Source organism: Paraburkholderia phytofirmans PsJN (assembly GCF_000020125.1).
Taxonomy (GTDB): Bacteria; Pseudomonadota; Gammaproteobacteria; order Burkholderiales; family Burkholderiaceae; genus Paraburkholderia; species Paraburkholderia phytofirmans.
The window spans coordinates 1,715,925-1,738,038 of record NC_010681.1; the positions used below are offsets into that span (position 1 = coordinate 1,715,925).

Annotated in this window: 18 protein-coding genes; 11 read left to right on the forward strand and 7 right to left on the reverse strand. The window is 63.9% G+C overall.

The window, feature by feature from the left end; all coding sequences use genetic code 11:
* Positions 1 to 2 precede the first annotated feature (2 nt).
* The 8 genes from BPHYT_RS07550 to hutG all read left to right on the forward strand — a co-directional run bounded on the left by BPHYT_RS07550 (position 3) and on the right by hutG (position 9,538).
* Positions 3 to 899 carry a LysR family transcriptional regulator gene (locus BPHYT_RS07550; protein ID WP_012432556.1) on the forward strand — a complete coding sequence of 299 codons (897 nt, stop codon included), beginning with the start codon at positions 3 to 5 and terminating at the stop codon, positions 897 to 899.
* Positions 900 to 1,282: 383 nt separating this feature from the next.
* Complete coding sequence (gene hutH / locus BPHYT_RS07555) at positions 1,283 to 2,806, forward strand: histidine ammonia-lyase (protein WP_012432557.1); 1,524 nt, start codon at positions 1,283 to 1,285, stop codon at positions 2,804 to 2,806.
* Between the two features lie 25 nt (positions 2,807 to 2,831).
* On the forward strand, positions 2,832 to 3,527 hold the full coding sequence (gene hutC, locus BPHYT_RS07560; protein WP_012432558.1) for a histidine utilization repressor: 696 nt from the start codon (positions 2,832 to 2,834) through the stop codon (positions 3,525 to 3,527).
* Between the two features lie 62 nt (positions 3,528 to 3,589).
* Positions 3,590 to 5,278 (forward strand): urocanate hydratase, encoded by a 1,689-nt coding sequence (hutU, locus tag BPHYT_RS07565; RefSeq protein ID WP_012432559.1) that lies wholly within the window; start codon positions 3,590 to 3,592, stop codon positions 5,276 to 5,278.
* Positions 5,279 to 5,295: 17 nt separating this feature from the next.
* On the forward strand, positions 5,296 to 5,922 hold the full coding sequence (locus tag BPHYT_RS07570; protein ID WP_012432560.1) for a HutD/Ves family protein: 627 nt from the start codon (positions 5,296 to 5,298) through the stop codon (positions 5,920 to 5,922).
* 85 nt (positions 5,923 to 6,007) lie between these two features.
* Positions 6,008 to 7,231: an imidazolonepropionase gene (gene hutI / locus BPHYT_RS07575; protein WP_012432561.1), complete on the forward strand. Its 1,224-nt coding sequence runs from the start codon at positions 6,008 to 6,010 to the stop codon at positions 7,229 to 7,231.
* 8 nt (positions 7,232 to 7,239) lie between these two features.
* Positions 7,240 to 8,646 carry a formimidoylglutamate deiminase gene (locus BPHYT_RS07580; RefSeq protein WP_012432562.1) on the forward strand — a complete coding sequence of 469 codons (1,407 nt, stop codon included), beginning with the start codon at positions 7,240 to 7,242 and terminating at the stop codon, positions 8,644 to 8,646.
* A gap of 76 nt (positions 8,647 to 8,722) precedes the next feature.
* Positions 8,723 to 9,538 carry an N-formylglutamate deformylase gene (gene hutG / locus BPHYT_RS07585; RefSeq protein WP_012432563.1) on the forward strand — a complete coding sequence of 272 codons (816 nt, stop codon included), beginning with the start codon at positions 8,723 to 8,725 and terminating at the stop codon, positions 9,536 to 9,538.
* Positions 9,539 to 9,797: 259 nt separating this feature from the next.
* Here the strand turns inward: hutG and BPHYT_RS38595 are convergent, their stop codons facing one another.
* Positions 9,798 to 9,935 (reverse strand): hypothetical protein, encoded by a 138-nt coding sequence (locus tag BPHYT_RS38595; protein ID WP_166799235.1) that lies wholly within the window; start codon positions 9,933 to 9,935, stop codon positions 9,798 to 9,800.
* A 333-nt stretch (positions 9,936 to 10,268) separates the two neighbouring features.
* On the opposite strand from BPHYT_RS38595, the gene BPHYT_RS07590 reads away from it, so the two are divergent.
* Positions 10,269 to 10,934: a hypothetical protein gene (locus BPHYT_RS07590; protein WP_012432564.1), complete on the forward strand. Its 666-nt coding sequence runs from the start codon at positions 10,269 to 10,271 to the stop codon at positions 10,932 to 10,934.
* A 139-nt stretch (positions 10,935 to 11,073) separates the two neighbouring features.
* Complete coding sequence (locus BPHYT_RS07595; RefSeq protein WP_012432565.1) at positions 11,074 to 12,987, forward strand: DUF3857 domain-containing transglutaminase family protein; 1,914 nt, start codon at positions 11,074 to 11,076, stop codon at positions 12,985 to 12,987.
* A 61-nt stretch (positions 12,988 to 13,048) separates the two neighbouring features.
* Here BPHYT_RS07595 and BPHYT_RS07600 read toward each other — a convergent pair whose 3' ends face one another.
* The 5 genes from BPHYT_RS07600 to glgC all read right to left on the reverse strand — a co-directional run bounded on the left by BPHYT_RS07600 (position 13,049) and on the right by glgC (position 19,401).
* On the reverse strand, positions 13,049 to 14,200 hold the full coding sequence (locus BPHYT_RS07600) for a branched-chain amino acid ABC transporter substrate-binding protein (protein ID WP_012432566.1): 1,152 nt from the start codon (positions 14,198 to 14,200) through the stop codon (positions 13,049 to 13,051).
* A gap of 585 nt (positions 14,201 to 14,785) precedes the next feature.
* Positions 14,786 to 15,247: a hypothetical protein gene (locus BPHYT_RS07605; RefSeq protein ID WP_012432567.1), complete on the reverse strand. Its 462-nt coding sequence runs from the start codon at positions 15,245 to 15,247 to the stop codon at positions 14,786 to 14,788.
* A 217-nt stretch (positions 15,248 to 15,464) separates the two neighbouring features.
* Complete coding sequence (gene pdxY, locus BPHYT_RS07610; protein WP_041758368.1) at positions 15,465 to 16,331, reverse strand: pyridoxal kinase PdxY; 867 nt, start codon at positions 16,329 to 16,331, stop codon at positions 15,465 to 15,467.
* A gap of 283 nt (positions 16,332 to 16,614) precedes the next feature.
* Positions 16,615 to 18,075, reverse strand: coding sequence for a glycogen synthase GlgA (gene glgA, locus BPHYT_RS07615; protein WP_012432569.1), 1,461 nt, complete (start codon positions 18,073 to 18,075; stop codon positions 16,615 to 16,617).
* Between the two features lie 63 nt (positions 18,076 to 18,138).
* Positions 18,139 to 19,401 carry a glucose-1-phosphate adenylyltransferase gene (glgC, locus tag BPHYT_RS07620; RefSeq protein ID WP_012432570.1) on the reverse strand — a complete coding sequence of 421 codons (1,263 nt, stop codon included), beginning with the start codon at positions 19,399 to 19,401 and terminating at the stop codon, positions 18,139 to 18,141.
* Positions 19,402 to 19,807: 406 nt separating this feature from the next.
* Here glgC and BPHYT_RS07625 point away from each other — a divergent pair, with 406 nt between their 5' ends.
* The gene (locus tag BPHYT_RS07625; protein WP_041758369.1) at positions 19,808 to 20,923 is read left to right on the forward strand and encodes an alpha/beta fold hydrolase; all 1,116 of its coding nucleotides are present in this window, start codon (positions 19,808 to 19,810) and stop codon (positions 20,921 to 20,923) included.
* An 88-nt stretch (positions 20,924 to 21,011) separates the two neighbouring features.
* Here BPHYT_RS07625 and BPHYT_RS07630 read toward each other — a convergent pair whose 3' ends face one another.
* On the reverse strand, positions 21,012 to 22,007 hold the full coding sequence (locus BPHYT_RS07630; RefSeq protein WP_012432572.1) for an LLM class flavin-dependent oxidoreductase: 996 nt from the start codon (positions 22,005 to 22,007) through the stop codon (positions 21,012 to 21,014).
* Positions 22,008 to 22,114 lie beyond the last annotated feature (107 nt).

A 22,114-nucleotide genomic window follows, 5' to 3' on the forward strand; every position in this document is an offset into this window, starting at 1 on the left:
CAATGAAAACTTCCACCGACGAGTTGCTGGTGTTCGTCACGGTGATCGACAGCGGTTCGATTACCGCGGCCGCAGAGAAACTGAATCAGACCGTTTCCGGCGTGAGCCGCGCGCTCACGCGCCTCGAAAAGAAACTCGACACCGCGTTGGTGAGGCGCACAACGCGCCGTCTGCAACTCACCGAAGAGGGCGAAACCTTCCTGCAGCGCGCGCGAGCGATCCTCGACGCGATGGAAGAGGCCGAGGAATCCGTCACGCGCGGACGCGAGCGGCCCTCGGGGCGTCTGCGCGTCGATGCCGCGTCGCCCTTCATGCTGCATTGCGTAGCGCCGCATATGACGGCGTTTTCGGCGCTGTATCCGGAGATCAGGCTTGAGCTGACCAGCAATGAACGGATCGTGGATTTGCTGGAGCAGAAGGTGGACATCGCGATCCGCATCGGCGAATTGCAGGATTCGACTTTGCATGCGCGCGCCCTCGGCACCAGCAAACTGCGTGTGCTCGCGAGCCCGGCGTATCTGGCCGAATACGGCGAGCCGAAATCGGTCGAAGCGTTGCGCGAGCATCGGCTGATCGGCTTTACGGCGCCGGAGCATCTGAACCGCTGGCCGTTGCGGGAAGGGCGCAAGGGCGGCGCGGAATCGCTGAAGATCGAGCCGGCGATCACCGCATCGAGCGGCGAGACATTGCGGCAACTGGTGCTGTCGGGATGGGGCATCGCCTGTCTCGCCGATTTCATGAGCGCGGCCGACGTGCGCGAAAAGCGTCTCGTGCCGATTCTCGGCAACGTGCTGGCGGACGAGCGGCAGCGGGTGAGCGCGGTGTACTACCAGAGCGCATCGCTGGCGGGGCGCGTGCAGTGTTTTCTGGATTTCATCGCGGCGCGCGTGAAGCTTTAGCGGCGCTGTCTCATCACTAGTCGAATCAGCGGAAGCCCGCGGCTCGCCTGAGCGCGCGGGCTTTTTGCGTTGTCTCGAGTCGTCTCTTCTATAACGCTTTTATAGGCCGCAAAACAGGCCGTAAAGCGCGCAGGTCTACGCGCCAAATATTTTTTACGCCTCGCGCTGGCCATTTTGAGCGTGTATATACAAGTTGAGATCCGAGGCGCTCAGAAGCCAGCCCGCCACGCGGAGCCGCAGGAAATTCCGGCAGAGGCAAGATCCAAGCCAAGCTTACGTTTCACCCTAATGGAAACCCCTAGGCCAAAACCCCGAAAAACAAGTTGTATATACAAGCAGACGCCGCTAGACTTCTCTCAAATTGTATAGACAGGACGACAACCATGATGACTCTGAAGCCCGGCTACCTGACCCTCCCGCAACTGCGCCAGATCGCACGCGAACACGTCGCGTTGCAACTCGATCCCGCCAGCCACGCCGCGATCGACGCCTGCGCGCAAGCCGTGGCCGATATCGCCGCGAAGGGCGAACCGGCCTACGGCATCAACACGGGCTTTGGGCGCCTCGCCAGCACGCATATCCCGCACGACCAGCTCGAACTGCTGCAACGCAATCTGGTGCTCTCGCATGCAGTCGGCGTGGGTGAGCCGATGTCGCGTCCGGTGGTGCGCCTGTTGATCGCGCTGAAGCTATCGAGCCTCGGCCGTGGTCACTCTGGCATCCGCCGCGAAGTGATGGAAGCGCTGATCACGCTGTACAACGCCGACGTGCTGCCGGTCATTCCGGTGAAGGGTTCGGTCGGCGCATCCGGCGACCTCGCGCCGCTCGCGCATATGTCGGCAACGCTGCTCGGCGTCGGCGAAGTGTTCGCCAAGGGCGAGCGCATGCCGGCCACCGAAGGCCTCGCGCTCGTCGGCCTCAAGCCGCTCACGCTGCAAGCCAAGGAAGGTCTGGCGCTGCTGAACGGCACGCAGGCTTCGACCGCGCTCGCGCTCTACAACATGTTCGCCATCGAAGACCTGTACCGCACCGCGTTGGTGTCGGGCGCGTTGTCGGTGGACGCGGCCATGGGTTCGGTCAAGCCGTTCGACGCACGCATTCACGAACTGCGTGGTCATCAAGGCCAGATCGATGCGGCCGGTGCATACCGCTCACTGCTGCAAGGCTCGGGCATCAACGTCTCGCACGCCGATTGCGACAAGGTGCAGGATCCGTACAGCCTGCGCTGCCAGCCGCAAGTGATGGGCGCGTGTCTGGATCAGATGCGCCACGCCGCCAACGTGCTGCTGCTCGAAGCGAACGCGGTCTCCGACAATCCGCTGATTTTCCCGGACACCGGCGAAGTGCTGTCGGGCGGTAATTTCCACGCGGAGCCGGTGGCCTTCGCCGCCGACAACCTCGCGCTCGCCGCCGCCGAAATCGGCGCACTGGCCGAACGCCGCATCGCGCTGCTGATCGACGCGACGCTGTCGGGTCTGCCGCCGTTCCTCGTGCGCGACGGTGGCGTGAATTCGGGCTTCATGATCGCTCACGTCACGGCCGCCGCGCTCGCTTCGGAGAACAAGACGCTCGCGCATCCGGCTTCGGTCGATTCGCTGCCCACGTCGGCGAACCAGGAAGACCACGTGTCGATGGCGACCTTCGCCGCGCGCAAGCTCGGCGACATTGCTGAAAACACCGCGAACATTCTGTCGATCGAACTGCTCGCCGCCGCGCAAGGCGTCGATCTGCGCGCGCCGCACAAGACCAGCCCGAGCCTGCAAAAAGTGATGGACGCCGTGCGCAAGGACGTCGCGCATTACGAACTCGATCACTACTTCGCACCGGATATCGCGGCGGTCACGCGTCTCGTGCAGGACGGCACGATCGCGAAGCTGAGCCCGCTCTCCTTCGCGTCCGAACAGTAAGCAGTCAGCGAGGCACAGCAAGCCAATGAACGCACCGGCCTATCAGGGCATCAAGGACTTCATCCTCGCGCGCATTCATGCGGGCGAATGGGGCGAAGGCGACCAGGTGCCCTCCGAAAACGAGCTGGCGCGCGAATTCAACGTGGCGCGCATGACGGTCAACCGCGCGTTGCGCGAGCTGACTTCGGAGCAGGTGCTCACGCGTGTGCAAGGGTCGGGCACCTTCGTGGCCCGCCCCAAGTACGAATCCACGCTGGTGGCGATCCGCAGCATCTCCGACGAAATCGTCGCGCGCGGTCATCGCTATCAGGCGAACGTGCTGCACATCGGCGCGAGCATCGCCGACGAAGCGCTCGCCGAGGAAATGCAGGTGAGCGCGGGCAGTCCGGTGTTTCATTCGCGTGTGCTGCACTTCGAAAACGACGAGCCGGTGCAACTCGAAGAGCGCTGGGTCAATCCCGCGGTCGCGCCCGAGTACGCGCTGCAGGACTTCACGAATACCACGCCGAATCAGTATCTCGTGCGTGTCGCGCCGTTGCAGCGGGTCGAGTACCGCATCGAGGCATTGGCTGCCGACGGCGATACACGCGAGTTGCTGACCATGGACGAACTCGAACCATGCCTCGTGCTCCATCGGCGCACGTGGTCGCAAAGCCAGGTGGCATCGATCGCCAATCTCTGGCACCCCGGCAGCCGTTATCGCTTCACCGGACATTTCTGACATCGCCGTTTTTGCCGTACCCGAATCTTTTTCGACCATTTTCAAGCATTCCGAGGGCCACCATGAACAACCCGAAACACATCGACCCGCGTCTCGATCCTACCCGCACGATCCGCGCACCGCGCGGCGCGGAAAAGACCTGCAAGACCTGGATTGCGGAAGCCGCGTACCGGATGATCCAGAACAATCTGGATCCGGAAGTCGCCGAGCATCCGCATGCGCTGGTCGTGTACGGCGGCATCGGCCGTGCCGCGCGTAACTGGGATTGCTTCGATCAGATCCTCAAGTCGCTGAAAGACCTCGAAGAAAACGAAACGCTGCTGATCCAATCGGGCAAGCCGGTCGGCGTGTTCCGCACGCATGCCGACGCGCCTCGCGTGCTGCTGGCGAATTCGAATCTGGTGCCGCATTGGGCGACGTGGGAACACTTCCACGAACTCGATCGCAAGGGCTTGATGATGTACGGCCAGATGACGGCGGGCAGCTGGATCTACATCGGCAGCCAAGGGATCGTGCAGGGCACCTACGAGACGTTCTTCTCGGTGGCGAACCAGCATTTCAACGGCGATCCGTCGGGCCGCTGGATTCTGACGGGCGGCCTGGGCGGCATGGGCGGCGCGCAACCGTTGGCGGCGACCATGGCCGGCTTTTCGATGATCGCGGTGGAATGCGACGAGACGCGTATCGACTTCCGTCTGAAGACGCGTTACGTCGACAAGAAAGCAGCCACCCTCGACGAGGCGCTCGCCATGCTCGAGGAAGCGAAGAAAGCCGGCAAGCCGGTGTCGATCGGCCTGCTCGGTAACGCGGCGGATGTGTTCGCTGAATGCGTGACGCGCGGCATCACGCCGGATTGCGTGACCGACCAGACCAGCGCGCACGACCCGATTCACGGCTACCTGCCGCAAGGCTGGAATGTCGAAGACTGGCGCGAGCGCCAGAAGACCGTGCCGGACAGCATTGTGCTGCCTGCCAAGCAATCGATGGCCAAGCAGGTCCAGGCCATGCTGACGCTGCAGGAACGCGGCGCGGCCACGCTTGACTACGGCAACAACATCCGCCAGATGGCGCTGGAAATGGGCGTGGAAAACGCGTTCGATTTCCCGGGTTTCGTGCCGGCGTATATCCGTCCGCTGTTCTGCGAAGGCAAGGGCCCGTTCCGCTGGGTCGCGCTGTCGGGCGATCCTGAGGATATCTACAAGACCGATGCCAAGGTCAAGGAACTGATCCCCGACGATCCGCATCTGCACAACTGGCTCGACATGGCGCGCGAACGTATCGCGTTCCAGGGCTTACCGGCGCGGATCTGCTGGGTCGGCGTGAAGGATCGCTATCGTCTGGGCCAGGCGTTCAACGAAATGGTGAAGAACGGCGAACTGAAAGCGCCGATCGTGATCGGCCGCGATCACCTCGACACTGGTTCGGTGGCGAGCCCGAATCGCGAAACCGAATCGATGAAGGACGGCTCCGACGCGGTCAGCGACTGGCCGCTGCTCAACGCACTGCTGAATACGGCGGGCGGCGCTTCGTGGGTTTCGCTGCATCATGGCGGCGGTGTCGGCATGGGCTTCAGCCAGCACTCGGGTGTCGTGATCGTCGCGGACGGCACGGATGCCGCGAAGGAGCGTCTCGGCCGCGTGCTGTTCAACGATCCGGCAACCGGCGTGATGCGTCACGCGGATGCGGGCTATGAACTCGCGCAGGAAACGGCGCGCGAGGCGGGTCTCAATCTGCCGATGCTGGGCCGTTGAGCGTGGCGCTGCAAGGCATGCCTCACAGCGCGCCTGTGGGCAACGGCGCAAGCCTCACGCTGATTCGCGGCGCCGACCTCGTGGTGGCGCCGTGGAAGAACGGCGGCGGCGTCACGCGTGAAGTGGCGGCGTTTCCCGAAGGCGCGGGGCTCGATGCCTTCGTGTGGCGGGTGAGCGTGGCCGATGTCGCGCGAGCCGGGCCGTTCTCGCGCTTTGCCGGCATCGATCGCACGCTTGTGCTGTTGTCCGGCGCGGGCATGTTGCTCGATGAAGCGGAGAGCGCGCACGGCGTAAAGACGCATGCATTGACGCAAGCGCTCGACATGGCTCGCTTCGCCGGCGAGGCGCAAATCGACGCGCGTCTGGTCGACGGCGCGACTCGCGACTTCAACCTGATGGTGCGGCGTGACGCTGCGCATGGCGAAGTGGAAGTATGGCGCGGCGCAACGCAACGCACGCTTTCCGCCGACGCGGTCCTGCTGTATTGCGCGGAAGGTTCGGTGTCGGTTACGCCGGGCGACGCGCAAGCACTGCCGCTTGCCACCGGCGACACGCTGCGCATCGACACGCCGAGCGCGCTGTCATGCACGATCGAGGGCGCGGGCGCCTTGCTCGCAATCAGCGTCCGTTACAAGCAACGATGACGACGATTCGCGTGCACGTCTGCTTCCTTGACGGCGTTTGCACGCGAACCACCACAGACACGCAACGAGCTGCAAAGAGCACGCGATGAAGCAAACCGTCTGGCATCACCTTAAACTTTGCCCGCAGGGCGATCCCCAAAACACGCTGCCCGATGCCGCGATCGCCGTTGAAAACGGCACGATCGTATGGCTCGGTGCGGCTTCTTCATTACCCGCCGACTACGCCGCATGGCCGCGCGAAGATCTGCACGGCGCGTGGGTGACGCCGGGTCTGGTCGATTGCCACACACATCTCGTGTACGGCGGACAGCGCGCGGACGAATTCGCGCAGCGTCTCGCCGGCGTCAGCTACGAAGAAATCGCGCGGCAGGGCGGCGGCATCGTCTCCACGGTGCGCGCCACGCGTGCCGCGGACGAAGCCTCGCTGTTCCGCCAATCGGCCGCGCGTCTCGAACCCTTGCTCGCCGAAGGCGTGACCACGGTCGAGATCAAATCCGGCTACGGGCTTGATCTTGCCAGCGAGCGCAAGATGCTGCGCGTCGCGCGTCAATTGGGCGAGCGCTATCCCGTGACTGTCTATACGACGTTTCTCGGCGCGCACGCGCTGCCGCCCGAGTTCGCCGGCCGTGCCGACGCGTATATCGACGAAGTCTGCAACACCATGCTGCCCGCGCTCGCCGACGAAGGCCTCGTCGATGCGGTCGACGTGTTCTGCGAGCGCATCGGTTTTTCGCTGGAACAAAGCGAGCGCGTTTTTAACGCGGCGGAACGTTACAAACTGCCAGTGAAAATGCACGCCGAGCAGTTGTCGAACGGCGGCGGCACGGCACTCGCCGCGCGTCATCGTGCGCTGTCCGCCGACCACCTCGAATTTCTCGACGAAGCCGGCGTCGCCGCGATGAAGGAAGCCGGCACGGTGGCCGTGCTGCTGCCGGGCGCGTACTACTTCATCCGCGAGACGCAGTTGCCGCCTTTGGAATTGCTGCGGCGCTACCAGGTGCCGGTCGCGATTTCGACCGACAGCAACCCCGGCACATCACCCGCCACGTCGCTGCTGCTGATGATGAACATGGCCACCACGCTGTTCCGCATGACCGTGCCCGAAGTGCTGCAAGGCGTGACGTCGCACGCGGCACGCGCGCTCGGCAAGGCGGATCGCCATGGCTCGCTGGAAGCGGGACGCGCGGCGGATTTCGCGGTGTGGTCGGTCGATTCGCTAGCCGAGCTGGCTTACTGGATTGGACGTCCGCTGTGCGCCCGAGTCGTGCGTGCGGGCGAGACCGTTTATACGCGGCGTGAATTGAGCTAGGGCCTGAGATGACTGAACCGCACAAGCAATCGAATCAATCGCTATTCGCCGAGTACGCATACCTGCGGGATGGCTGGCGCCGCAACGTGCTGCTGGAGTGGGACACGAACGGCACGCTCACCGCCGTCACGCCCGATACGTCGACGCCGCCTATTGGCGTGCAGAAAGCTGCTGGTCCGATACTGCCTGGCATGCCGAATCTTCATTCGCATGCATTTCAGCGCGCGATGGCCGGCCTCACCGAATATCGCGCATCCGGCGCGGGCGCTACGGATAACTTCTGGAGCTGGCGCGACCTGATGTATCGCTTCGCCGCGCGCATCACGCCGGAAGGCCTGGCGAGCGTCGCGCAATGGCTGTACATCGAAATGCTGAAAGCGGGTTATACGTCGGTGTGCGAGTTCCATTATGTGCATCACACGCCTGACGGCAGCCGCTACGCCAATCAGGCGGAACTCGCGCAACGCGTGGTGGATGCGGCGTCGGCGAGCGGCATCGGCATGACGATGCTGCCGGTGCTCTATCAGTACAGCGGCTTTGGTTCGCGCGCGCCGCGTGAAGATCAGCAGCGTTTCATCAACACGCCGGAGAGTCTGCTCGATCTGCTTGGCACATTGCGCGCGGCGCGCCCTGAAACTGCCGCGTTGCGTTACGGTGTGGCGCCGCATTCGCTGCGCGCCGTCTCCGCGGAGTCGTTGCGTACGCTGCTCGGCGGCATCGATAACACGGCGCCCGTTCATATCCATATCGCCGAGCAGACCGCCGAAGTCGATGCGTGCGTCGAAACCGAAGGCGCGCGTCCGGTACAGTGGCTGCTGGATCGTTTCGATATCGACAGCCGCTGGTGCCTCGTGCACGCCACGCACGTCGATGCGAACGAAACGCTGGCGCTCGCGAAAAGCGGTGCGGTCGCCGGTTTGTGTTTAACCACCGAAGCCAATCTCGGCGACGGCATTTTTCCGGCGCAGGAATATCTCGACGCGCAAGGGCGCATCGGCGTGGGCTCGGATAGCCATATCGGCGTCGACTGGCGCGCGGAGTTGCGTTTGCTCGAATACGGCCAGCGTCTCGCGCGCCGGCAGCGCAACGTGCTGGCGTCGGCGCAGGCCACGCATGTCGCCGATCGTCTGTTCGCCGCCTCGCTCGAAGGCGGCGCGCACGCCACGGGTCGCGCGGTCGGCGCGCTGCAGACGGGCCGCCGCGCCGATTGGCTCGTGCTCGACGCGAATCATTCGAGCATTGCCGAGCATGCGCCGAACGCCTGGCTCTCGGGCGTTGTATTCTGCGAGCATGGCGAAACGCCGATTCGCGACGTCTACGCGGGCGGCGACAAGGTCGTCGATAACCGCAGGCATCGCGATGAAGAGGGCGCATACGCGCGCTATCGCATGGCGCTCGCGGACCTGCTCAAGTGAACGACGCGCCAACTTGCCGGCGCCTGTCGCATGAGTTGCTGAACTGATTCTTCGATCCTATCGATTCCGGACTGACATGACTGCTTCGAACACTCCGCCGGTTTTCTCGCTGCATCGAGGAAGCCTGCCGCTGCTCATTTCGATTCCGCATCTGGGTACGCAAATCCCGGCCGACATCGCCGCGACGATGACGCCCGCCGCGCAGCGCACCGACGATTGCGACTGGCATCTGGACCGTCTTTATGCGTTCGCAAAACGCATGGGCGCCTCGATTCTCGCGCCCACCTACGCGCGTTATGTGATCGACCTGAACCGTCCGCCCGATGGCGCGAATCTGTACCCGGGCCAGGACACGACCGGTCTGCTGCCGGTCGACACATTCGACAAGGAGCCGTTGTATCTGGACGGCCAACTGCCGGACGAGGCTGAAACCACGCGCCGTCGCGACGCTTACTGGAAGCCTTATCACGAGGCGCTGCAAGGCGAACTCGCGGCGCTGAAAGCGAAACACGGCAAGGTGCTGCTGTGGGAAGCGCATTCGATCCGTTCGCACGTGCCGCGTTTTTTTGAGGGACGTCTGCCCGATTTCAACTTCGGCACCTCGAACGGCGCGAGCGCGGTGGCGGGATTGGCCGAGGAGATGGCCGCTACGGTCGAGCAATACGACGGCGGCTATACGGCTGTGGCCAACGGCCGGTTCAAGGGCGGCTATATCACGCGCGAGTATGGCCAGCCGTCGCAAGGCGTGCATGCGTTGCAACTCGAACTCTCGCAGATCACGTATATGGAAGAGCACATGCCGTATGCGTATGACGAAACGTTGGCCGCGAAAGTCGAGCCTCTGCTGGAAGCGCTCGTCGTGAAAGCATTGGAGCGCGTCAAGACGGCGTGACATGCCGCTCGTCTTCTCTTCTTTTTCCACGCGCTTTCATCGTGCCGCGCAAACCGCGCCGCAAGACGAAAGCGCGTCGGCTGACACCGCAAAGGTGTAACAGCATGTGTCCGTGATTGCATGCTGCCGTTTTCGCGCAGAACGTATAGAGCGCGTTGAAGAAATCAGCCTGTTCTGCTTCGACCTGATGCCGAAAAAAAAGCCCCGCATATAGCGAGGCTTTACGACGTGCCGTGCCGGTCAGGGCGTGGCACCGCCATTAGTGGCAGCGTTTTTCCCAGTGATGATGAACACGCACCTTGTGGCATACAGGGTGATGATGTTCATAAGCTTGCGCGGGAGCGATGGCGCTCAGGGCTGCAGCGGCTGCGGCGATGGCGAGGACGATCTTCTTCATTACAAAATCCTTAAATCAGTGTTGGGGTACTAACGGAGCAGCACGGGGCGTGCCGCGACCGCCTGCAAGCATGCCACATCATGCGCACGGAACGGAGGAACGCTGAGCGAACCCAGGTGTCAATTCACAGCGACGCTGGTGGTGAGCCGCCACCGGCAATGGATAGCGAGCAATGGTGCGTAGTCGCGCAGTGGCGTGTATTTACGACAGTTCGACGCTCACACAGTGGCATTCCGGGATTGCGCGCCATGCGGTGAAGCGTCTACCCTTTCAAAACGATAACGCGCGACGCGCGTGATCACTACATCGGGCAAAAAGATGGAAGACCCAGCGATGGAAGATTCCGACGAATTGCTGCTCCCGGTCTGGCGAGCAAACCTGGTGCTGTTGACCCGCGAGGTCGGCGCGGCGACGCGACTCGCGCGCATGATGACCTTCTCCGCGAGTTATCTGAAACTGATGTTGTCCGGCCAGCGCGAATTCAGTGAGGAGTTCGTGCGCGGCATCGAGGCGGTCACGGGTTTGCCGGGCGGCTGGATGAACGCGCCGCACACCGAGCAGGACATCCCGCCCAACGCGCGTGAAGCGATCGACAACGAACAACCGCTCGCGCGGTTTCGCGGCACGGCGCATCCGGTGAGAAAGAAGTCGGTGCTGCGGCCGCCCGAACCGATTTTCGGCCAGCCGGGGCCGGCCAAGCGCGTCGAGGAAGAAATCCTCGACGCGGAAGCGCATCGGCGTCAGGCGCACTTTCGCAAGGTCCGCGACGTGGCGATCCAGGACGTGCGGCGTTTCGAGCGGCATTTGACTCACGCGCCGGTCGAACTGGCGACAATGCGCGCCAAGGTGGAGGACGTGATCGCCGCCGCCGATCTCGACGACCCGATCCAGGCCGATCTCGCGGGACGGCTCGAGCAGATCGAAAAGCATCGGCATCTGCTGCTCAGGCACGTCGAGCGATTGCAGGCACTGCTCGGGCAACTCGGAGAGACGGAGTGAGGCAGTGAGCGGCCGGTTAGCGTGCTAAAACCACGATAAGAACTCAACCGAGGTGCATCTTGGGGAAAATTGCCGTCACGCTGCAGCAGGCGCTTGCCCGTTGTCGACAGGATGGCGCGCGGGGCAGGGCGCGGCGCACATGACGCGGGGCGTGGCGTTTCTTCTCAGGCTGGCCTGCGGGTCGGCGCTGGGCGCGTGCGTCGCGCTCAGCGCGTTCGCCGACGACAGTACGTCCACCGCATCCGGTGAGGACCGCGCACCTTCCACGATCGAGCGCGACGTCCATCTCTTCACGATCCAGAAAGACGGCTCCGTCGAGGAACACGACGACACCGTCCTGCGCGCCAACACGACGAGCGGCGTCGACGATATCGCGCAACGCTACGTGTGGTTCAACAAGGACATCGAGCAGGTGCAACTGCTGGCCGCCGAAACGATCGACGTGGATGGCGTCGCGCATCCGGTCGGTCCCGAGGCGATCCGCGACGTGCAGGAGCCGCGCTCGGCAGGCGCGCCGAGTTTCGAGGACGGCGTGTTGCGCACGGTGATCTTCCCAGGCGTGGAGCCGGGCTCGCGCGTGCATCTGGCGTTTCGCAAGACGCGCACGAAGCCCTTGCAGGCGGGCACCTTCGCGTACCTCGTCGAGCCGACGCGCGACCCGGTCGAACTGCAGCGCCTGATCTTCGATCTGCCCGCCGACGTGCCGCTTTATGCCGACGCGCGCGGCTACGTCGCCGTGCCGCCGGTCACGGCAAACGGCCGTACCCGCTACGAGTTCGACTACCAGCACGGGCCGTATGCGCCGCTCGAAGCGGGCTCGGTTGGCTACGCGAACTGGGGCGATCGCCTGATGGTATCGACGGTGCCGGACTTCGCGAATTTTGCCTCTCGCTATCGTGGCCCCGCAACCGACGCGACGACTGGCGATCCGGCGATTGTCCGCCTGGCGCAAACGCTCGCCGCCGGCACCGACGATCCGCGCGTGAAGGCGCAACGGCTCTACGACTGGATGCGTCTGAATATCCGCTACGTCGCGTTGTTTCTCGGCGAAACGGCGGCGATTCCGCACAAGGCGGCCGACATCCTGCGCAACCGTTACGGCGACTGCAAGGACCACGTCGCGCTCTACGGTGCATTGCTGGCCGCGCTCGGCATCCGCAGCGAGGCGGTGCTGCTCAATCTCGGGCCGTACTACAGTTTGCCGGACGTGCCCGGCTACGGATCGAGCGCGATCAATCACGCGATTATCTGGATTCCTGACTTGTCGTTGTATGCGGATACGACGGCGGGCGGCACGGCGTTCGGCTATCTGCCGCCGAGCGTGATGGACCGGCCGGTCTTGCTGGTCGGCGAGGGTGTGTTGTCGCGCACGCCGGCCACGCAGTTGCGCGAACGCAGCGCGCGCGTGCAGATCGACATCGATGAAAGCGGGGCGGCGAATTACGCTTACCGCGCGGAGGACGCGGGTTTTACCGCCGAGATCGAGCGCAATACCTTTCGGCGCTCGACGCGGCAGCGCACGCAGCAGATCGCCGCGAACCGTCTGTTGCAGACAGGCTTGCACGGCACGGCACAATTGCGCACGGCGGATCTCAGCGCCACGACCGGACCGTTTGCCACGTCGATGCAAGGGAAGGTCGAGCACTTCGTCTGGACCGATGGCACCACGGCGGTGCCGGCCTTGACGAGTTTCTCGGGCGGCATGGGCTCGCAGGTGCAGGCGTGGCTCGCGGAGCCATCGAGGACTCAGCCCTGGACGTGCATCGGCGGGGAGTTCGACGAGACTCTGGAAATGACGCTGCCGCGCTTTGTACGCGTGACGGATTTGCCGTCCGACACGGCGGTGCAAAACCGCTTTCTGACCTTTTCATCCCGCTACGTCTACGATCCTGGCGCGCGAGTCTTGCAGGTCAGGCGGCACTTGCGTGCCGCCTTTGGTCATCAGATGTGCTCCGCGAGCGAGTTCGCCGAAATGCACGACGATCTCGTTCGAATCGAGCGCGACCTCGATGCCGAACTGGTGGTCAAAGCCGCCAAGTCGAAGAACCCATAGCGATAACCGATACCCCGGCACGAGCGTCAGGCATCGACACCCGTGCCGGGGTCACACGCGCTTAACTCCCGCTCTTGGTCACGATGGGCACCCACGCGCCATTCTTGACCTGATAAAGCGTCGATGCGCCGCTCTTCAACGCGCCGTTGTTGTCGAAGGAAATCTTGCCGGTCACGCCTTCGAAATCAATCGCCTTGAGCGCCGACCGGTAGTCGTTCGGCGAGCTGGACTTGGCCTTTTGCATGGCCTTGATCGCAGCCCAGGCGCCGTCATAACCGAACGGCGCGTACGACAGGATATCCACCCCGAAGCGCTTCTTGAACTTCGCGGAGAAATCCTTGCCGCCCGGCAACTGCGCGAGTGGCCGTCCATATTCCCAGGCCATCACGCCTTCGGCGGAATCGCCCGCAAGCTTGATGAAGTCCTGATCCATCACGCCGCCGCCGCCCACCAGTTGCGCGTTCATGCCCAGCTGCTTCATGCGCTTGGCAAAGCCCGCCGCCTGCGTGTCCAGTCCGCCGAAGAAGATCAGATCGGCGTTGGTCGATTTGATCTTGGTGATCTGCGTGCTGAAGTCGACCGCTTTGTTGTCGGTGTACTCACGCGCCACGAGGTTGCCGCCGTGCGCTTTCACCGCTTTCTCGAACTCGTCCGCCTCGCCCTGGCCGAACGCGGTGCGGTCGTCGATGATCGCGATGCGCTTGGCCTTGGTCACTTCCACGGCATAGACGCCTGCATTGCCGGCGTTCTGCGCGTCGGTGGAAATCACCATGAAGGTGTTCGCGAAGCCGCGTCCGGTGATGATCGGATTGGTGGCGGCCGGGTCGATCACCGGAATGCCGGCCTGCTCGTAGACCTGCGAGGCGGGGATCGTCGTGCCCGAGTTGAAGTGGCCCACCACGGCCGACACGCCCGCGTCGACCAGCTTCTGCGCGGCTTGCACGCCGATGCGCGGGTCGGCCTGATCGTCTTCGGAGACGATCTGGAATTGGGCCACCTTATCGCCGATCTTGATCTTTTGCGCGTTGGCTTCTTCCAGCGCGAGCCGGACGCCGTTCTCCAGATCTTTGCCGTAGCCGGCGTTGGCGCCGGTCAGCGGGGCAGCGAAGCCGATCTTCACCGGCAGGTCGTCGGCGAAGCTGGCCGGCGGCGCGATGGCGAAGATAGCGCCAACGAACAGGGCAAGCGGTTTCAGCGTGTAGCGAAGACTCATGGTCTCTCCTTCCATCGACAGTTTCAGGTTGTGAAAGCGGCAAGGCAGTAACGCTGGATCGACGCGCGCGCATGGACTTCGCATGGCGCGCATCGAGAGACTACGAATGATCGGTCGCTTTGAACAATGCGGGAATGCGCGCACTTGCGCGGATTTGCGTTCAAGCGGCGATCAATCTGGCGCGAATATAGAAAGCCAAATTGGCACCGTCTTGGCATTTCAAGGCGCTTTGAATGAGCATTTCGGCATAGCCCGCGCAGGGCGTACGCTGGCGGCGTCCCGGCGCGGGTGCGAGGGTGCCGATTGCGGCATATGCTTAAGAGCGCGGCGCGAGCGCGCCGACTGGGTGATGTGGCTGTAGCTGGTGCGGAGCCGTCGGACGTGCGGCTCATGCGCTAGCGGGACTAAAGCCGTGGTCGGTGCGGCCTTGGCACCGAAGCGGGATTCAACCCGCTAGCCGTGTGACCCCACGCGCCGAGGCGTGAGTGAATGTGCGGGCAGCGTGACCACCGCGCTACAGCGGAGTGATTCGGCGCCGACAACGCGTCAAAGCAGAAGCGCGCCCCGGCCTCAAACTCCAACCGCTCAATGCTCGCCTTGCTGCCGCAACAACTCTTCACGCAGACGCAGAAGCGGCGCCTTGGTGTCCTCGTCGGCCCACGTGTCGAGATCGTCCAAGGCACGCTGGCAGCCGTCGAGCACGAGGTCGAGATCCACCGGTATGCCGTTGTTCAGCGCGAACTCGATAGTCTCGGCAAACTGCTGGCATTCGTCCTCGCCGTACGAGATGTCGAGGTTGTCGGCAATGACTTCGGCGATATTGCTGCGCGCCTTGTCGTCCGGCGTCACCATGTCGACGATGCCGCGCGCCACCGCCGGCGAGTAGTACAAAGCGATGTCGAGCCACTGGGCCGGATCGAAATCGGCCTGGTCGAACTGGCTCTCGAAGAACTCGATCGCTTCCTGTTCGTGTGCCTCGTCGGCGTCGACGCTGATGCACAACTGCTCAAAAAATTCTTCCCGCTCGCTGCGGATATAACCGTCCATCGATGCCTCGTTTGCTGAATGCCGGATGCCTGAAAAAGGCGGCGTGGGCGGGCAGGTGCTTTGTCCACGCGGCACGCATTATAGGACGGCCGGCTGACAGTCGAGCGACGCCGCGCGGATCGGCGCACACATGGCGCACATTACGACTTGCTTGGTTGCCCGGATCGGCGCCTGGCCAGCGCTGAGTATTGGCTGAAGCGTCTCGTGGAGCCACCGCTTACGCCGTGTCCGCCACCCATGCATCGAACCACTCGCGCGGCTGCGCGATTTCATTCTGTGCGGCCACCAGTTCGAGCTCATAGCGCCCAGCCTGCCAGGTCGTCTTGACCACCGCATTCACGGCGGCCAGCGTGTGTTCGAAGGCCGCGCGAATCGAATCGCCGAGCAGCGTACGCGCGACGAACACCGCGCTCGTCAGATCGCCCACGCCCACCGGTTGCCGCGCGAACGGATAGAGTGGGCGTTGCCCCATCCACGATTCGCGTTCGGTGACGACCAGCATGTTGAAGCGGTCGGCGGGACTGTTGCGATCGAGCAGATGCTTGACCAGCACCAGCTTCGGCCCACGCGCGATGAGTTCGCGGCATGCAGTCACGGCTTCTTCCAGCGTTTCGATCTCGCGGCCCACCAGACGCTGCAATTCGGTGTGGTTCGGCGCCATGGCGTCGGCCATCTCGGGCATGGTGCGCACGAGAAACTCCTGAATGCCCGGCTCGACCTTGCAGCCGCTTGCCGCGCCCATCACCGGATCGCAGAAGTACCAGGCGCGCGGATTGGCGGCCTTCACGGCCTTGACGATCTCCAGTACCGACTCCGCCTGTTCGGGCGTGCCCAGATAGCCGGATAGCACGGCGTCGCAGCGCGGCAGCATGCCGATCGCACCGATGCCGTCGACCAGATCTTCCATTTGCGATCCGTCGATCGCGCTGCCGGTCCAATGGCCGTATTGCGTGTGGTTCGAGAACTGCACGGTATTGAGCGGCCAGACATTGACGCCGAGCCGACGCATCGGAAACACCGCCGCGCTGTTGCCGGCGTGACCGAAGACGACATGTGACTGGATGCTCAGAACGTTTTTCGTCATGGTGTGGCCCGCGCAACGGGTCTGCGCGATCAATGAAAACGGCAAGGGTGCACCGCGGCGGCGATCCGGCAAGCACCGGACGCCTCATGCGGCAGGATTGCTTCAGATGGTGCGGGAAATCGGCACGCGCTGCATCGTCAGGCAACAATACATGAGTTTGCCGCGCGCGAGTCGATCCGTCCCCGAGTTGTTGCGCCGAACCATCAGACGCGCACGCGGCGCATGACGGCTGCGGAGCCGCCCGCCGCGTGCGAAATGCTGCGCGGTCCGCAGCCGTTCGAACTCAGGCGAGCTCGCGATACAACGCCAGATAACGCTCTGCCGAGGCGCCCCAGCCGAAGTCCTGGCGCATCGCGCGCCGTTGCGTCGCTTTCCATTCGGTGCGGCGCCCATAGAGCGCGAACGCGCGGCGGATGGCCGCGCCGATCCCCTTCGGCTCGAATCGTTCGAACACGAAACCGGTGGCGAGGTCGTCGGCGAGATTTTCGAGCGACGCGTCCACTACCGTGTCCGCAAGGCCGCCCACGCAATGCACCAGCGGCAGCGATCCATAGGCCAGCGCATACAGTTGCGTGAGACCGCATGGCTCGAAACGCGAGGGCACCGCGATCACGTCGCTGCCCGCGACGATCGTATGCGCGAGCGTTTCATCGAAGCCCAGCTCCACCGCCACGGACTCGGGATGCGTATGCGCGACGCGTTCCAAACCGTTCTCCAGCGCCGGGTCGCCGGTGCCGAACACGACCAGCTGCCCGCCGTGTTTGATGATTTCCGGCACGGCTTCGAGCAGCAGGTCGAGGCCTTTCTGCTCGGTCAGCCGGCTTACCACGCCGAACAGCAGCGCGTCGCTTTTCTGCGCGAGACCGAAGCGTTTTTGCAGCGCTTCCTTGCACGCAAGCTTGCCCGCGAGCCGCGTCGCGGTGTAGTGATTTTCGAGCAGCGTATCGGTGCCGGGACACCAGACCGTGTAGTCGACGCCGTTCAGAATGCCGCTCAGATCGTGCGCGCGATGGCGCAGCAAACCGTCGAGGCCGCCACCCTGGGCGAGCGTCTGGATTTCGCGTGCATAGGTTGGGCTGACGGTGGTGATGCGGTCGCTGTAGTAGAGCCCCGCCTTGAGAAACGACATCTGTCCATAGAACTCGACGCCGTGCACGCTGAAAAAATCGTCCGGCAGGCCGAGCTGACCGAACTGGTGCGCGGGAAACACGCCCTGATACGCGAGGTTGTGCACCGTGAAGACGCTGCGCGCGAAGCGCTTGCCATGCTGGCGCTCAGCCGCCTTCAGATAGGCCGGCGCAAGCCCCGCGTGCCAGTCGTGCGCGTGAATGATTTGCGGCGACCACGCCGGGTCCAGTTGCTGCGCGAGTTGCGCGGCGACCCAGCCGAGCAGCGCGAAGCGCTGAGCGTTGTCGCCGTAAGGCACGTGCTCGTCGTTCAGATACGGATTGCCGGGCCGGTCGTACAGCGTGGCCGCGCGGATCACATAGACGACCAGGCCGTTCGATGCCAGCGTGCCCCGTTCGAGCGTGACGCCCGGCGCGTCGAAGCGGCGGCCGAGTTGCGCGACCGGCGTCAGGTCGGTCAGGCCGGCGACCACCGCCGGAAAGCCGGGCAATAGCACGCGCACATCGGCGCCGCGCTCGATCAGCGCGGGCGGCAATGCGCCCGCGACGTCGGCGAGACCGCCCGTTTTGAGAAGGGGATACAGCTCGCTTGCGACGTGCAGGGCGCGAATCGTCATAGGCTCCGTCTCTGTCCTGTTGGTTCGGGTTGGGCGCGGCTGAGCCGCCGGCAGCCGGCCTGGCTAGACCTTCTGCCGCAGCGCTTCAGGCGTGACCAGCACGACGCCGTCGTCGGTACGGTAGAAGCGCTCGGCGTCGCTCACCGGATCTTCGCCGATCACCGTGCCCTCCGGTATCGCGCAGCCGCGGTCTATCACCACTTTCTGCAGCCGGCAGCTCGCGCCGACGGTGACCTGCGGCAACAAGACTGCCTCATTGATGTTACAGAACGAACTCACTTTCACATTCGACGAGAGCACCGAGCGCGAAATCTGCGAGCCCGAGATCACGCAGCCGCCGCACACGATCAGATTATTGCCCGAGCCTTGCAAGCCCTTCATGTCGCGCACGAACTTGGCGGGCGGCAACTGCTCCTGGTACGTCCAGATCGGCCAGTTGCGGTCGTAGAGATCGAGCGTCGGGATGGTGGAGGCGAGGTCGAGATTGGCGGCCCAGTAGGCGTCGATCGTGCCGACATCGCGCCAGTACGGCTCCACGTTCGGATCCGACGACACGCACGACATGCTGAACGGATGCGCGATCGCCGTGCCTTGCGTGACCACGCGCGGCAGGATGTCCTTGCCGAAGTCGTGATCGGTGTCGATGGTGGAGATGTTCTCTTCCAGCAGCGAATACAGATAATCCGCGCTGAACACGTAGATGCCCATGCTGGCCAGCGCCGTATCCGGGCGGCCCGGAATGCAGGGCGGATCGGCGGGCTTTTCCAGGAAGTCGGTCACGCGGCGGTTTGCATCGACGTGCATCACGCCGAAGGCCACCGCCTCCATGCGCGGCACCTCGATACAGCCGACCGTGCAATCCGCGCCGCTTTCGGCGTGGTCGGCGATCATGCGCGTGTAGTCCATCTTGTAGATGTGGTCGCCCGCCAGCACCACCACGTATTTCGGCCGGATCGAACGGATGATGTCGAGGTTCTGGAAGACGGCGTCCGCCGTGCCGCGATACCAGTGCGCGCCTTCCACGCGCTGCTGCGCGGGCCACAAGTCGATGAATTCGCCCATCTCGCCGCGCAGGAAACTCCAGCCGCGCTGCAAGTGGCGCAAGAGCGAGTGCGCCTTGTATTGCGTGACGACCGCGATGCGGCGGATGCCGGAGTTCAGACAGTTGGAGAGGGCGAAATCGATGATCCGGTATTTGCCGCCGAAGTGCACCGCCGGCTTGACGCGTTTGTTGGTAAGCGGCCCGAGCCGCGTGCCCCGTCCGCCCGCAAGGACGATGGCGAGGGTAGTGCGTTGCAGATCGTTCAGCCGTGCCGGAGTGTCCATGTCTGTCTCCTGATTAGTATGCCCCGGATGGGTGGTTCGCTTGCTCTCCACTGATGAATCGTGCTGCGCGCCGGCACCGTCTTCGCGGGCCCGTCTGCTAGTTCTAGCACTGATTTGCCGCGCACGCGTAGTCAGAATTGTGCGGGTGCCGCTCGTGCGCCCCCATTGCGCACGATCAACCCTTGCACCGCTACGATCCGTGCGCCACGACACACATAGAGCGTGAGGCGATGCACCGCAATATGCGTGCCACACGCGTCGTGGCGCTGTCGGCTTGTGTCGGCGGGAGCAGAGGCGGGCCATGCATCGTAGAATCGTGCGCTTCCGGCCGGAGGTGTTGGGCGCTGGTCTCACCGTGCGTTTGCCGCGCATGCCTCTCCGCGTTTTCCTTTTAGAAAAAACCTCAATGAGTTTTCGCCGCCTGTCTTTGCTCGCCACGTTGAGCGCTTGCGCGCTAGCCGCGACCTCCATGCCCGCTGTTTTTGCGGCTTCCGCCGCCACGCCTGCGAGCGTCGAAGCGCAGAGTCCGGCCGACCAGGCCGCTTCCGCCACCACGAGCGTCACGGGCGATACCGGCCCGGCGTACGGCGCCGAGTTGCAGGGCTTCAACTACCCGGCGCCAGTCAGCCAGTACGACTTCACTTCGCAAGGGGTGGCGCTGCATATGGCGTACATGGATATCAAACCGGTCAAGGCGAATGGCCGCACGGCGGTGCTGCTGCACGGCAAGAACTTCTGCGCGGCGACGTGGGACGCGACCATTCATCGGCTGAGCGATGCCGGCTATCGCGTGATCGCGCCGGACCAGATCGGCTTTTGCAAGTCGAGCAAGCCTGAGCACTATCAGTACAGTTTTCAACAGCTCGCGCGCAATACGCATGCGTTGCTGCAATCGCTCGGCGTGACCGACGCGACCGTGATCGGGCATTCCACCGGCGGCATGCTGGCGATCCGCTACGCGCTGATGTATCCGCGCGAGACGCAGCAACTGGTGCTGGTCAACCCGATCGGTCTGGAGGACTGGAAGGCGAAGGGTGTGCCCTCGCTGTCCGTGGACCAGTGGTATGCGCGCGAGTTGAAGACGACCGCCGAAAGCATTCGCCGCTACGAGCAGTCCACCTACTACGCGGGACAATGGCGCGCGAGCTACGAACCGTGGGTGCAGATGCTGGCGGGCATGTATCGCGGTCCGGGCAAACAGATCGTCGCGTGGAATTCCGCGCTGCTGTACGACATGATTTACACGCAACCGGTGGTGTACGAACTGGGGCAATTGAGCATGCCGACGCTGCTGCTGATCGGCCAGAAAGACACCACGGCGATCGCCAAGGACGCTGCGCCGGCCGAAGTGCGCGCAAAACTCGGCCATTATCCGGAGCTCGGCAAGGCCGCCGCAAAGGCGATCCCGCACGCGACGCTCGTCGAATTCGCGGAGTTGGGGCACGCACCGCAGATGCAGGATCCGCAGGCGTTTCATAAAGCGTTGCTGGCCGGTCTCGCGGCGGTGCCGGCCAACCATTGAATCGACGGGCGCGACCGGGTCACCCACATCGACAAAAAAGGGCAGCCACGGGCTGCCCTTTTTACATTCTCCGACGGAGTTACCTGTCTTATTTGCCGCCCGCCAACTCCTCACGCACTTGCGCGCCGATCTCGAATGAGCGCAGCCGCGCCTTGTGATCGTAGATCTGCGCGGTCAGCATCAATTCATCGGCGCCGGTTTGCTCGATGACCGACTTCAAGCCTTCGCGCACGGTATCGCGATCGCCCATCACAGTGCACGCGAGCGAGTGCGCCACACCATTCAATTCCATCTCCGAAGCCTCGAGCCGTTCGACCGGCGGTTGCAACTGACCCGGCGTGCCGCGTCGCAGATTGATGAACTGCTGCTGCAACGAGGTGAAAAGGCGTTTTGCTTCGTCGTTCGTATCCGCGGCGAACAGATTCACGCCGACCATCGCATGCGGTTTATCGAGCGTGGCCGACGGACGGAATTGCGACCGATACACCTGCAACGCCGTGAGCATATAGTCCGGCGCGAAATGCGATGCGAAGGCGAACGGCAGGCCGAGCGCCGCCGCGAGTTGCGCGCTGAAGAGCGAGGAGCCGAGCAGCCACAGCGGAACGTTCAGCCCCGCGCCGGGCACCGCGCGAATGCGCTGGCCCGGCACGGGGTCGGCGAAATAGCGCTGCAATTCGACCACGTCGTCAGGGAACGAGTCCGCGCTATTTTGCAGGTCGCGGCGCAACGCGCGCGCGGTGCTCTGATCGGTGCCGGGCGCGCGGCCGAGGCCCAGGTCGATACGGCCGGGATAAAGCGACGCGAGCGTGCCGAACTGTTCGGCGATGACGAGCGGCGCATGGTTCGGCAGCATGATGCCGCCCGAGCCGACGCGGATCGTTTTCGTGCCGCCCGCGACATAGCCGATCACCACCGAAGTCGCGGCGCTGGCAATGCCCGTCATGTTGTGATGTTCCGCGAGCCAGAAGCGGCGGTAGTTCCATTTTTCCGCGTGCTGCGCGAGGTCGAGCGTATTCCTGAACGCGTCGGCCGGTGTGGCGCCCGCGGTGACCGGCGAGAGGTCGAGGACCGAGAAGGGGATCATTGTCTGTTCACTTGTTGTTTCCGGCGCTGTCGCGCGATGGGGCATTCTCGCAAAGGTTGTGCTTTTCTGCTGACGGCGCCGCGATGTCCACGTTCGCGAAAGGGGGT